The 12,661-nt window shown below is 49.2% G+C and carries 13 protein-coding genes; 2 read left to right on the top strand and 11 right to left on the bottom strand.

The features are described from left to right. Window positions 1-154 precede the first annotated feature (154 nt). Window positions 155-787 (top strand): 2OG-Fe(II) oxygenase, encoded by a 633-nt coding sequence (locus tag ACZ5FK_RS09965; protein WP_464804753.1) that lies wholly within the window; start codon window positions 155-157, stop codon window positions 785-787. A gap of 141 nt (window positions 788-928) precedes the next feature. Here the strand turns inward: ACZ5FK_RS09965 and ACZ5FK_RS09960 are convergent, their stop codons facing one another. Together ACZ5FK_RS09960 and ACZ5FK_RS09955 are read right to left on the bottom strand one after the other, a co-directional pair. Continuing rightward, window positions 929-1,210, bottom strand: a complete 282-nt coding sequence (locus tag ACZ5FK_RS09960) for a hypothetical protein (protein ID WP_464804752.1) — start codon at window positions 1,208-1,210, stop codon at window positions 929-931. A gap of 202 nt (window positions 1,211-1,412) precedes the next feature. Then, a complete protein-coding gene (locus ACZ5FK_RS09955) occupies window positions 1,413-2,138 on the bottom strand; it encodes a Fic family protein (protein WP_464804751.1) in 726 nt (241 codons plus the stop codon). Window positions 2,139-2,226: 88 nt separating this feature from the next. On the opposite strand from ACZ5FK_RS09955, the gene ACZ5FK_RS09950 reads away from it, so the two are divergent. Continuing rightward, complete coding sequence (locus ACZ5FK_RS09950; protein WP_464804750.1) at window positions 2,227-2,625, top strand: hypothetical protein; 399 nt, start codon at window positions 2,227-2,229, stop codon at window positions 2,623-2,625. 506 nt (window positions 2,626-3,131) lie between these two features. Here the strand turns inward: ACZ5FK_RS09950 and rlmH are convergent. The 9 genes from rlmH to ACZ5FK_RS09905 all read right to left on the bottom strand — a co-directional run bounded on the left by rlmH (window position 3,132) and on the right by ACZ5FK_RS09905 (window position 12,656). Further along, a complete protein-coding gene (gene rlmH / locus ACZ5FK_RS09945; RefSeq protein ID WP_464804749.1) occupies window positions 3,132-3,611 on the bottom strand; it encodes a 23S rRNA (pseudouridine(1915)-N(3))-methyltransferase RlmH in 480 nt (159 codons plus the stop codon). A 79-nt stretch (window positions 3,612-3,690) separates the two neighbouring features. Continuing rightward, window positions 3,691-3,855, bottom strand: coding sequence for a CxxH/CxxC protein (locus tag ACZ5FK_RS09940; protein WP_464804748.1), 165 nt, complete (start codon window positions 3,853-3,855; stop codon window positions 3,691-3,693). 169 nt (window positions 3,856-4,024) lie between these two features. Continuing rightward, a complete protein-coding gene (locus tag ACZ5FK_RS09935) occupies window positions 4,025-5,275 on the bottom strand; it encodes a S1C family serine protease (protein WP_464804747.1) in 1,251 nt (416 codons plus the stop codon). A 116-nt stretch (window positions 5,276-5,391) separates the two neighbouring features. Then, window positions 5,392-6,180 (bottom strand): MBL fold metallo-hydrolase, encoded by a 789-nt coding sequence (locus tag ACZ5FK_RS09930; RefSeq protein ID WP_464804746.1) that lies wholly within the window; start codon window positions 6,178-6,180, stop codon window positions 5,392-5,394. Window positions 6,181-6,193: 13 nt separating this feature from the next. Further along, the gene (locus tag ACZ5FK_RS09925) at window positions 6,194-7,012 is read right to left on the bottom strand and encodes a two-component system regulatory protein YycI (protein WP_464804745.1); all 819 of its coding nucleotides are present in this window, start codon (window positions 7,010-7,012) and stop codon (window positions 6,194-6,196) included. Next, a complete protein-coding gene (locus ACZ5FK_RS09920) occupies window positions 6,999-8,318 on the bottom strand; it encodes a YycH family regulatory protein (RefSeq protein ID WP_464804744.1) in 1,320 nt (439 codons plus the stop codon). Before ACZ5FK_RS09920 ends, ACZ5FK_RS09925 begins: the two co-directional genes overlap by 14 nt. Beyond that, window positions 8,309-10,138: a cell wall metabolism sensor histidine kinase WalK gene (gene walK / locus ACZ5FK_RS09915; protein WP_464804743.1), complete on the bottom strand. Its 1,830-nt coding sequence runs from the start codon at window positions 10,136-10,138 to the stop codon at window positions 8,309-8,311. The genes ACZ5FK_RS09920 and walK overlap by 10 nt, the downstream gene beginning before the upstream one ends. A 3-nt stretch (window positions 10,139-10,141) precedes the next feature. Beyond that, window positions 10,142-10,852, bottom strand: coding sequence for a response regulator YycF (gene yycF, locus ACZ5FK_RS09910; protein ID WP_464804742.1), 711 nt, complete (start codon window positions 10,850-10,852; stop codon window positions 10,142-10,144). A gap of 337 nt (window positions 10,853-11,189) precedes the next feature. Beyond that, the gene (locus tag ACZ5FK_RS09905) at window positions 11,190-12,656 is read right to left on the bottom strand and encodes a LysM peptidoglycan-binding domain-containing M23 family metallopeptidase (RefSeq protein WP_464804741.1); all 1,467 of its coding nucleotides are present in this window, start codon (window positions 12,654-12,656) and stop codon (window positions 11,190-11,192) included. Between the last annotated feature and the right edge of the window lie 5 nt (window positions 12,657-12,661).

Here is a 12,661-nt window from a genome sequence, read left to right as displayed (position 1 = left end):
TGCAATTTACGTCTTTACAAACAGTATGATACAATATATTGAATTTAATTCCAGAAGGATGTGGGAACCCTACAGATAGGCCGTTATGATAAATAACCTACTTATTTCAAGCTGCATTTGTTTTGAAAACTAAACAATCCAAGAGGTGTTTACAGTGATAACGGAATTGAAAGAGCAAACGATTTTCCATCATGTAGGTACAAAAATCATCACAGACCGGGAGATTGACATTGTCGCCAAGTATGCAGAGCCGCTAGTCGTCGTGCTCGGAAATGTGCTGAGCGACGAGGAATGCGACGAGCTGATCCGTCTGTCAAAAGACAAGATGCAGCGCTCCAAAATTGGCACAACGCGGGAAGTCAACGATCTTCGGACAAGCAGCGGCACATTCATCGAAGAAAGTGAAAATGCCATTGTCGCCCGCGTGGAGAACAGAGTTTCCGCTGTGATGAACATCCCCATCGAACATGCCGAAGGGCTTCAGATTTTGCAATATACACCAGGCCAGCAGTACAAAGCGCATCATGATTTCTTCTCCTCGAAAAAAGTGGCCAATAACCGGATCAGCACGCTCGTCATGTATCTGAACGACGTGGAAGAGGGCGGCGAAACGTTCTTCCCGCACTTGAACTTGTCCGTCTCTCCGCGAAAAGGGATGGCCGTGTACTTCGAGTATTTCTATAATGACCAAGCGCTGAACGATTTGACCTTGCATGGCGGCGCGCCTGTCATCACGGGTGAAAAATGGGTCGCAACGCAATGGATGCGCAAGCAAAAAGTGCGCTAAGCTTACTATTCTTACTCTCTCTGTCTGATGAGTATTCTAATTATTGTATAAGTTTAAAGGCTAGCCGAGGATAATCCTGGGCTAGCCTCTTTATTGTAAAGCCACTCAAAAGACCCCCGCTTCCTCGCAGGGGTCCTCTCCTTACTTCTGGTCTTTCGCGGAATCCGATATCTCGCGAAGCTGCTGTCGCATTTCGTGAAGCTGATCCTGGTTCTGCTGGACAATGTCCATATGTTCGCCCTGCTCCACGGCGTTCGCAAATGCGTTTTCCGCACGCATGATGGAGTGGAATGCATGCTCCATCGCGATCTCCTCAGGATGTGACATCGCCTGCTTTACAGACCGGTCCGCCTTTTCAACGGAGTTGCTGAGGAATGATACGGGATGCTCTTTCTTCCAGCTGGGCTTCTGATCTTTCGCCATTACGCTCTCCTCCTGCCTCTAAAAGGTCTTGCATCAGTAGTCTGAGGAATTGGCTTGGAAGTATACAGGCAGCGGCCGTTCATCCTTCGATGATGGCGCGCGCCGCATGGTAGCCGCTCAGCGCGGAAGAGAGGGTGCCGGGTCCCGAAAAAGATTGTTCACCGGCGATATAGAAGTACCGTAACTAATGTAAGTGCAGTTTTTATACTGCACTCACATATAAATCTAAGGACGCTTCAACTTCCGTCGCAACCAGATCAATAAAATCCTTATAATTCTTTGTTGTATGTGCTTTATCTAAAGCATTATAATACGATAAATGATTCTCTACTCGAATAATAATTGGCGGATAGCCAGATTTCATTAACTCTAAGTTTAATAACAATCTCGATGTACGGCCGTTCCCATTAATGAATGGATGAATGCCTACAAAAATAGCATGCAGCATTGCACCTCGAATAATTGGATGTAAATTCTGTGCTTCCCCGTCGTACCAACTCATTAAAGCGTCCATTTGCTCCTGAATTTTAATTGGTGGCGGAGGCGTATGGACAGCTCCTGAAATAAATACTTGCTGATCACGGTATACGCCTGCATAGACATCATCAATTCCCTTTAACACTAAACGATGCAGGTTTTTAATCTGCCATTCTGAAAATGGCTCTTCTTTTCGAACAATGTCTTCAACATAACCTATCGCATCACGGTGGTTAATAACCTCCAAATGTTCGCGTATGGTCTTCCCGCCAACTGTAATACCCTCTAAAACAACCTTTGTTTCATTGATTGTCAGTGAATTACCTTCAATGGCATTAGAGTTATATGTCCATTCTAAAAATAGTTTTTCTCGCAGACTTTGCACTGTGTATTTGGGTAATGGACGTTTGGCATCTAGCTGTGCTTTTTTAGCGTCGATTTGTTCAGCCAAATGATCACTTCCTTCACACGTTTATCTTATACTGATTATAACAAATGCAATTCGTACTAACTGTAAGATCAACTAGGGGGATGACTCAATGATTGCTCTCAATTATGGGAAATACCAAGCACCTGCTAAATTAATTCAAATAATCGAATTACAGGAAGCTCTAAATAATGAAGGATTGTTACCATATGGGGATTTGCTTGGTTACTATTTTTCATTGGAAGGGCTAGATTCTCGTTACCTAAATACACCTTTAGATGTTATTTCCTTTGCCAGGACAGGAGTAGATGGTGTACATTTTGGGTTTTTAACTGATTTTGGACAAGTACATGACTTAGAGACAGCTTATATCGTGCGTGTCTCTCCAATGGATTTTGATAACCCCGTAAAAATAGTGGCTAAAAGTCTTCAGGATTTTTTAAAAATCATTTTTTATTCTCCAGGCGTGGCGGATCATATTGATATTAATCAAAATATGCAAACAATCTAAAAGTCTCTAATCGAGTCTACTATCCTTATCGAAACTGAAAAATGCAAGAATCCAGTAAAAGAACTTTTTAAAGAAGTAGTACAACCCGAACCTTTACAGTCTTTAACCAGTTACTTACAAAGCGTAAAAAAAGATCGTATGAAGGAAATTATTCTAAATACGGGAGACAATATAGGTATTGTCAATAAACATTTGAATAACGATAAAAACAACAACCTCCACATATTCAAATTCACCGGAAATGAAATTAACATAACAGATGTAAGAACGTTCTTCCATCACTCTACCTATGAGGAAAAATTAGCATTTTTACGTGATGGTCAATCTAAAGGTCTCTTTTTTGATAATCAAAAATTGAAATCCTTTCTCAAAGAACAGCTGCCTTTATTGGGTTTAAACGACGAAGCTGAGAGGATTTCTTATCCTTAAATCTCAACAGCAATAAAAAGAACCCTCTAAAACCTTGTTACACCGACGTTTAAGAGGGTTCTTGTTAAAAACTGCACTCACTTATGGTACGGTTCACCCCGCATAATCCGAAACCCCCGGTACACCTGCTCCAATAAAATCAGCTTCATCAGCTGATGCGGAAACGTCATCTTTGAGAACGACAGCCATTCATCCGCCCGCTTGAGCACGTCGCCGTGGAGACCGAGGGAGCCGCCGATCACGAAGACGACTTTGCTGCGGCCGTAGGTCATGAGGGATTCGAGATCTGCTGCCAGGTCTTCGCTTGTTTTCATCTTCCCTTCGATGGCGAGGGCGATTACATAGGCATCCGCCGCCACTTTTGCGAGGATGCGCTCTGCCTCCTTCTTCTTGACGATCTCCATGTCGGCCTCACTCAGAGATTCGGGCGCTTTTTCATCCGCTACTTCCACCAGGTTGACTTTCGCATAGGCGCCAAGCCGTTTGGCATATTCGTCGATGCCGAGCTTCAAGTATTTTTCTTTTAGTTTCCCTACTGACACAATTGTAATATTCACAGGTTTTCCACCCTTTTTAAAAAGATATCAACAGAACTTATGCACATATCCACAGAAGTTATCTACATCTTGTGTCCGATTATCCGTTCGCCACAAGATAGGAAGCGGTTGTGTCACAGTAATCGCATTTTGTGGATAAGTTTTCGCCTTCCTCAAGTTTCTCCATTACAGGAAAGGTTTCTTCCTCTGCGACAAAGATGTCAAGTGCCTGATTTATATGGGTTTCACAGCTATATATTTTCATGTGATCCATCCTTTCGTCTCTTTCATTTTTACACAATGTTATGCACAAAATCAAAAAATTGTCCACATTGTTGGCAAACGGGCATGAAAAAGGGCAGGATCCGCGGATATTCCGCTATCCTGCCCTTGTGTGGATAAGTATTGTTACATGGTTTGTTATCTGTGTAACATTAGAAGGTGTTGCCGTTCTTCAGTTCCATATCGATATCCACCGTCTTGCCGTCCCGGACGACTTTCATCGTCATCTTGTCGCCCACTTTCTTATCATTATACAGATGTTTGCGCAGGTCGACCATATCCTCGATCTTTTTGCCGTCCATTTCGATAATGACATCGTACTTCTCGACGCCCGCTTCCTGTGCAGGCGTATTGCGGTACACTTCCGTCACAACGACGCCTTCCTTCACATCACTTGGCAAGTTCAGCACAGAGCGCTGCTGCTGGGATGGAATATCGCTCAAGTTCATGAGGCTGACTCCCATCGTCGGCCGGTTCACATTGCCGGTCGTCTGGAGGCTTTCAATTGTCGGCATGGCGATATTGATCGGTATCGAAAGTCCGATCCCTTCCACAGTCGCCTCGGTGATCTTCATGGAGTTGATGCCGACCAGCTGTCCGGCGAGATTGATGAGTGCGCCGCCCGAGTTGCCGGGATTGATGGCCGCGTCGGTCTGCAGGACATCCGCTTGCCAGTCGATCGTGCCGTCGTTATTGATATCCACCGGGATGGACCGGTCTTTCCCGGAGACGACTCCTACTGTGACGGAGCCGGCGAAGCCGAGGCCTAGCGGGTTGCCGATTGCGATGACCGTCTCGCCACGTTTTAGGGCGTCTGAATCGCCGAATTCGATGACTGTGTCGATATGCTTCGCATCGACCTCAACGACGGCTAGATCCGTCCAGATGTCGCTGCCGACGAGCTTGCCTGGAATCTTTGTCCCGTCTGCAAGGGTGACGTCCAGCTCCTGTGCGCCTTCCACGACGTGGTGGTTCGTGACGATGTACGCCTTGTCGCCTTCCTTCTGATAGACGACTCCTGAGCCGACGCCCGTTTCGCGCGTAGTCGCCGTGGAACTCCAGAAATCGCGGACCGTCTGCAAGTTCGTGATGCCGACTACTGCGTCTCCGACCTCATCGACAATCTCCGTGATATCCGTATCGACCGATACCGAGACCCGCTCGCTGCTCAGGTTTTCTTCCCCTGCCTGGTGGTTCTCAAGCAGCGGGGTTTTGACTTCCTTTTCAGGCATCATATAGATCAATAGCCAGACGAGAAGACCGCCGACAATAGCACCGAACAAAGCCGGCAAAAAACCGCCTCGTCGCTTGGGCGGCCTGCTGCTGCTGCGGATCGGCTCTTCCCGTCTCTCTTCCCGCAGCGGCTGTTCCTCTTCCGGAGGTCTTTGATTGAAATCATCCAATGTCCTCTTCCTCCCTTTCCACAGTTACACTTACTTTACCCTGAATTGGCCGGATTAAAAACGGCGGCCCTATAGAAAAAAGGCATCCCGGTGCGCAGGATGCCTTTCCGTCTTGCTTATACGAGCACAAGCTCAGTCGCCTGCTCCGCGTCCGTGTCAAACAGATGGACATACTCGCCTGTCCGCACCCCGCAGGATTCCAGCGTCTGTGACACACTCATGCGTGCGAGGTCCTTCATGTTATTGTCTTTGCTGAGATGCGATAAGTAGATCCTGGTCTCTTTCTCCTCGACCACTTCGCTCATCGCGACGGCCGCGTCCTCATTAGATACGTGGCCGACATCACTCAAAATCCGCCGCTTGACCGACCATGGATAACGGCCCATCTGCAGCATGCCGACGTCATGGTTGCTTTCGAAGACGAAGACATCCGATCCGCCGATATGCCCTTTCATCCGGTCGCTGACGTAACCCGTGTCCGTGATGAGCGCGAGCTTCCGTCCTGCTTCATGGAAAATGTAGAACATCGGATCGGCCGCATCATGTGATACTGCGAAGGATTGCACGTCGAGTGTTCCAAACGACTGCACGCTTTCCATGTCGAAATGGAACCGCTGCTCCGCCGGGATTTCACCGACAAGACCGTCCATTGCATCCCATGTCTTGCGGTTCGCGTAGATCGGCATGCCGTGCCTGCGCGCAAGCACGCCGATCCCTTTGATATGATCGCTGTGCTCATGCGTGACGAAGATGCCGTTTACCTGCTTCATCGAGCGGCCGATCGATTCCAGCTGCTGTTCCATCCGCTTCGCGCTAAGTCCTGCATCCACGAGAAATGAGTATCCGTCTGTTTCGATATATATGGAATTGCCCGTGCTTCCGCTTGCGAGCACACTAAATTGCATGACAAAAATCTCCTTACTCTTCTTCTGCTTCATCCTCTTCCGGGTCCATATGGAATTCTACTACTTTGCCTTCGATTGCGTTGATAAAGTAATCTTCCGTGTCCCCGTCCTTTAATTCTACATGAATATTCCATGTCGGGGCAAATACTTGAGTATCCGTCAGCTGGACGAGAGTCGAGTAGCCGAGCGTAATGCTTTTCACTTTCGAATCCGGCTTCAGATAGGTTCTAGTCACGAGGGAACCGACCGCTTCAAACGGAGTCAACAGTTCCTTTTCTTCCGTTCCGGAAAAGTCCCTCAGCATCTTTTGGGTATAATACGTGATCTCCCCGTCTTCATCCCAGTGGACTACAAGCATCGCATTCTGGCTGTAATAGATCGGTTCGTCGCCCGCTTGCTGGAAGAAGAACGCCACTCGTTCTTCCTCATCCACTTTCCATAGGACATATTCCTTGCCTGCGTACACATACGTCTCCAAGAACTCCGTGAACTGCTCTTTTTTCAAAGGATCACTGAGGACGACCGGCTTCTTCAGCTTCGACTGGATCTTTGTGTTGTCTTCCGTCAGAACGATCGTCTGGTCTTTCAGCTCTTCTAATTGCTCTTTCGTAAAGGAGACGAATTTCGCGGAGATATAGCCCGCATGCGTCTTTGCGTTTTGCGGCGGCATAAATGATATATTGTCGGCCTTAAGCAAGTCTTCGACGGACGTCTGCCCGATGAGCGGTACATTCAGCGCTTCTGTCCTCTGGTCTACATACATGGAATACAGGAAGATGTTCAAGATGGAGAAGACGACGATAAAGATCGTCTTCGTCTTATTCCAATCCAATCGCTTCACCCCCATACTGTTCAGGCGTGTAGTGCAGCCACTTGCCATTGATGCGGTAATACCAGGCAGGCTCCAGGACGTATATATCCGCCTCCCGCTTCATGTAATAGCCCGGCGTGATATCTTCGATTTTGCTGAAGTCATGGGAATCCGACTGCAGCAGGACTTCCGCCACTTCCTTGCCGGAAGGCAGCGTCATGTCTTTTTCAGTGAACGGGGATTCGAGCATATAATAGGGCCGGTCGTACCGGTATATGTCGTCTTCGCCGAACATCTCCATGATCTCCGTCATATCGGATGTGTCACTGTAAACCGGCAGGCCGCTGACAAACAGCTGGAACCGGATCAGCCTGGAGTGGGGCTGCATCATGCTGTACCGGTAGGAATCCGTCCAGCCGCTATGCCCGTTAATGGAATCCAGGACGTCCCTGAACAGCTCGGACGGCACAGCCGGCTCTTTGCTTTGGACAGCCGTATCCACGTATTTCAAAAGTTTACGGTCGGTATCGACAGCCATCTGGGCATGATTATCGCCATATTCTTCACGGTTCGTGCCGACCTGGCTTCGGCGGACCGCGCTCGGTTCATTGAATAGGGCATTTTTGAATTTCTGAGGGCTGACTTCCTGCTGGACGAATGATTTCTCCCGGATGACGAGAGGATCACTAGGCACCGCAACATACTGCGCATCCGTATCGCCCATCTCCTCATACGCAGGCAATTCTTTGCTGTTGATCACAATCGTGCTGTATGACTGGGATGTGTTATCTGACTGGACGATCCCTTCATACTGCACGCCAGTCATCTGGTTGATGAAACTGACGAGAAACGACATGTTCTCCGGATTCCAAGACACGACAAGCCGGTCAAACATCAATTCCTCTATATTCTCAGCGTCGATATTCAAAAGTGCATCATAGACGGGCAGCGGCACGCCGCCGTTAAAGTAGAAGGTGAGCCGGTTCGGTTGCCGCAAGAAAGCGGTCAGTGTTTCACCGGTCATGTCGCCTGACTTTTTCGCCAGGCCCGTCACCTTCCACTTGGACATGCGCTTCAGGACCGGGGACATGTCCTTCTCATCTGTCGTCCCTTTCAGTTCATCTCCATAGTTGACCACCATCTTGTACGGTTTCACGAGATTAGCGATGGTCAGCTTATCCTTGATGGACACGTCAACAGTCGAGACCTGCTCGATCGTCTTATAATTCGGCGTGTAGGTCCAAATGGAAAAAGTGAACGCGATGCTGAGGAGGACGAGCAGCAGGAGGATGACAGACTTGATCGGTTCGATATACTTCACTCCCACTCACCTTCCTCTTGTTGATGGTAAGGCAGAGTGAAGAAGATGGTCGTCCCTTGTCCTTCCTCGCTTTCCGCCCAAATGGTGCCGCCGTGCGCACCGATCATTTCCTTCGCGATCGCAAGACCGAGACCGGTGCCGCCAAGTGCACGCGAGCGCGCCCGGTCTGCCCGGTAGAACCGCTCAAAGATGCGAGTGACATTCTCTTTTGAGATGCCCATTCCGTCATCGGAGATCATCACTTTAATATAGTCGCCCGACATTGTCACCCCGAATCGCACATCCCCGCCGTCCGGAGAATACTTCAGCGCGTTCGAAATGATGTTGTCGATGACCTGCGTCAATTTATCCGTATCAATTTCCACAAACAGATCCTCCCGCGGAAGAAGCCGTTTGAAATGAACGTTCTGCGACTTGGAGAACTCAAACCGTTCGATGATCGAACTGAAGAAGTGGTTGAATTCCACCCATTCGGTGTTGAGTTCATATTCCTTGCTGTCCATACGGGACAACTTCAACAGATCATTGACCAGGCGGATCATCCGCTCCGTCTCCGTCTGAGTGACGCGCAGGAACTTCGGCGCAATGTCTTCATTCTGCCAAGCCCCCTCCGACAGAGCATCCAGATAACTTCGCATGGTCGTCAAAGGCGTACGGAGCTCATGAGAGACGTTCGAAACGAATTCACGCCGTTCCATATCAATCTTCTCCTGCTCGGTGTTGTCATGCAGAACGACGATCAGGCCGTTCACGAACCCTGTCTCCCGTTGCGTCACCGAAAAAGTCGCCCGCAGGATATACGGTTTTTCCTCCGTGCTGAAATCAAGAGGGATCGACTCCTTCAGCTGGATCAGGTCTTCGAATGTGAAGTCCTGCTCGAGGCCAAGGACACTTATGATCGGCCTGCTGAGAACGAGGTCACGGCTTGTCCGCAGCATGAGAAGCGCCGAGTCGTTAATGAGACTGATGCGGCCTTTGCGGTCTGTCGAGATGACGCCATCCGTCATATTCTCAAGGACAGATGCCAGTTTCCGCTGCTCTCCCTCCGTCGTGGACTGTGATTCCTGCAGCTGGTTCGTCAAATGGTTGAAGGCAATCGCCAGCTGGCCCATCTCGTCGTTTCCGTAGACATGGACCTTCCGCGAGAAGTTGCCCTGCGCCATCGCCTGCGCTTGCCTGCGCATGTCCGAAATCGGCTTCGTGAATGTCTGTGCGATGAAGATGCCGATAATGACAGTGATCGTAAGGGAAACCGCCACCCCGCCCGCGAGAATCTGGTTGATCTCATCGATCTGTTTAAAAACCTTTTCAATATTCGCCTGAACATACAGCGTTCCAAGTAGCCCATCACTGTTGCTATCCATAATGGGTTTCAGCTGGATCAACACCCGGTTTCCCGTCTTCGGATCGAGGTTGATCGGATCATAGAGGGACTCCGACGTAATGGCACGCCGTACTGCGTCCTCCTTCAGTGTCTGTCCGACTAGCACCCGGTTCTCATAGACGGACGTGGCAAGAATTCGGAACTTCGTATCAATGACCCGGATCTCGTTGATGTCCTCCGATGAAAATCCCGACAGTACAGACTGAAGGCTGGCTTCCAATGTCTGATCATCTTCGGATCGTTCTTTCAGCATCTCCTCACGCACGCTGTATTCAATCAGGTTCATCCGGTCGACAATCGACGTCGTGAAATTCGTCTTGAGTGTCTGTTCCAATTCCCGCGCAAAATACAGTCCGATGATCTGCATGGCGATTAAAATCAGCATGATGTAGATCAAGACGACTTTCACGTGGATGGAACGGAAAAACCCTACTTTTTGCATCATTTACTCCTGTTCAGGATCACGCAGGTAATAGCCGACCCCGCGCCGCGTCACGATCCAAGAAGGATGGCTCGGCGTGTCCTCGATTTTTTCGCGCAGCCTGCGGATGGTGACGTCGACCGTGCGGACATCACCATAATAGTCATAACCCCATACGGTCTGCAGCAAGTGTTCACGCGTCATCACCTGGCCGATATGTTTAGCTAGATAATGCAGCAGTTCGAATTCCCGGTGCGTCAGCTCAATCGTCTCGCCGCGCTTCTGGACGATATAGGCGTCCGGCAAGATGACAAGGCTTCCGACAGCAATGTCGTTCGATGCCTCCTCCTGCTCCTCCGCCAGCGTCTTCGAATGCCTGCGCAAGTTCGCTTTCACGCGGGCTATGAGCTCACGCGTCCCGAACGGTTTTGTTACATAGTCATCCGCGCCAAGCTCGAGACCGAGCACTTTATCAATCTCCGAGTCTTTTGCTGTCAGCATGATGATCGGAAAATCATATTTCTTCCTTACTTCCCGGCACACTTCCATGCCGTCGCGCTTCGGCAGCATGATATCCAGCAGCATGATATCCGGCTTGAACTCCTCCACTTTCTCCAGGGCCTCTTCCCCGTCGTACGCGCAATGGACGGTGAATCCTTCCTTTTTGAGATTGAACTCGATTATATCCGCAATCGGTTTTTCATCATCTACAACCAAAATTGTCTTGTCCTGCATATCCACTACCCTTTCTCGCGCAAGGCGATCTGATTCGTCTCTTATGTTCAAACGTATTGTTGTAGTTACAAATAAACAGCTGATACAAGCATCTTGCAGAAGCCATTTCAATCAAGGGCAAAGCTTTCTTGCAGCCGCCTCTATACCATTCACTCTATCATTATTGCCGGTTCTTCGCACGTTCTACTTATTGACAGTTCTTCTAAGCAGCGTTATGCTCCTCTTCTTATTTCCCGGGGAATATTCCGGCAAACTTCGGGGAAATACGACATCGCCTGTCGTTTGATAGGAAAAGGGCGGACACGTCATCTGTGTCCGCCCTTAGATGTTCCTATTCTTATTTTAACACAGATAACGGATTGATGTTTGAGCCGTTCTTGAAGACCTCAAAATGGAGATGCGGCCCTGTAGAGCGTCCTGTGGAGCCCATGACACCTATTTTGCTTCCTTGCGGGACAACCTGTCCGACTTTGACATCGATCTTGGAAAGATGCGCATAGAGCGTCTTGTATCCGTTATTATGCTCGATCACAATCCGGTTCCCATACGTGCTGTGATAGCCGACATCTGTCACAACGCCGTTATCTGCCGCAAGGATGGAAGGTGAGGAAGGCCGTGCGATATCGATGCCTTCATGTACGCGTCCCCATCTGTAGCCCCGTTGGCTGGATACATAACCGCCGTTGATCGGCCAGATGAATTCGCCTGTTCCCCGTGAAGGGATCACTTTCGTGCCGACAACCGTGATCTCGTCAACCGGTTCCGTAAGGATATGCTCCTCTGTAATTGAGGATCCGACCACTTGTCCGTCCTGTTTGCGGATCAGCCTTGTGACCGACTTCTTGCCGTCAGCGCCTTTTTGCTTCACATGGGTTTCACCCTTGAAAGCTGAGGGATCCTCTTCGCGCACTTTTTTGAACGCGACGTCTTCCAGCCGCTTCGCTTCATAATGGACTTCAACAGTCACATATGGCTCAAGAGCCGTCACATTCAGCAAGTCCCCGATTTGAAGCAATGTATCTTCCGTGACAGACGGATTAAGCTTCAGCAGATCTGCCGTCGTCATGTCGTGCGCTGACGCAATGGAGCCAAGAACATCGCCTTCCTGCACGGCATATGTCTTCTCTTCGAGCGTTCCTTTATTGAGCAGCTTCAACGCCTTGTCCGCACTTAAGATCTCAGCTGGTTTCGCCTTCCCCTGAACCGGCTGGAGATCCGCGCTTAAGATGATCTCCTGTATGCGTGTTTCATCAGCCTGCAAAGGGGGTATGGAATCTAAGGCAGAGCGGGCTTCGAAGTCTGCCAGCTTCTCTTCGCTGACGGACTGCAGCTTCAGGCGGCGAACCACCTCATCGTAGACCTCTTCGTTTCGCACATAGAATGCGATATTGCCGTCTATTTGCATGCCGACCGCTTCAGCTTCAACAGTAAGTAACTGATCAAGCTGGTCAAGGGCAGCCTGTTCATCCATCTCGGCAGAGAACACTTTCTCTGAAACGATGGACAGATCAGTGCCGATCACTAGCGGGAAGTTCTCGTACTCTTTCTTTGCCTCTTTAATCTTTTCTTCTTTTAGATGATCGAGCTTTTCCGTATCCTCAATCATGCCGACGTAGTTGCCGTCCGCGTAGATATGATAGACCGTATGTAAATTGCCGCCTTCGGAATCCGCAGCAATAACAGGTGATTGGATAATACTTGCCAGCAGCCCGAACAGCAGCACTACCGCAAATGCTTTCCTCATCAATGTGTTTCGTGGAAGATCATTGCCTTCCATTTTTTTGTGCCCCGTGACATGTTTCATCGAAA

The organism is Sporosarcina sp. GTC18466 (genome assembly GCF_055389225.1).
The sequence above is the reverse complement of the archived record's forward strand: the minus strand, read 5'-3'. Positions and strand labels throughout refer to the sequence as shown.

Coding starts and splice junctions, on each gene's coding strand:
- yycF (WP_464804742.1), bottom strand. CDS start 10,852: ATGCAGGACAAGACAATTTTGGTTGTAGATGATGAAAAACCGATTGCG.
- ACZ5FK_RS09930 (WP_464804746.1), bottom strand. CDS start 6,180: ATGCAATTTAGTGTGCTCGCAAGCGGAAGCACGGGCAATTCCATATAT.
- ACZ5FK_RS09950 (WP_464804750.1), top strand. CDS start 2,227: ATGATTGCTCTCAATTATGGGAAATACCAAGCACCTGCTAAATTAATT.
- ACZ5FK_RS09940 (WP_464804748.1), bottom strand. CDS start 3,855: ATGAAAATATATAGCTGTGAAACCCATATAAATCAGGCACTTGACATC.
- ACZ5FK_RS09905 (WP_464804741.1), bottom strand. CDS start 12,656: ATGAAACATGTCACGGGGCACAAAAAAATGGAAGGCAATGATCTTCCA.
- walK (WP_464804743.1), bottom strand. CDS start 10,138: ATGCAAAAAGTAGGGTTTTTCCGTTCCATCCACGTGAAAGTCGTCTTG.
- ACZ5FK_RS09960 (WP_464804752.1), bottom strand. CDS start 1,210: ATGGCGAAAGATCAGAAGCCCAGCTGGAAGAAAGAGCATCCCGTATCA.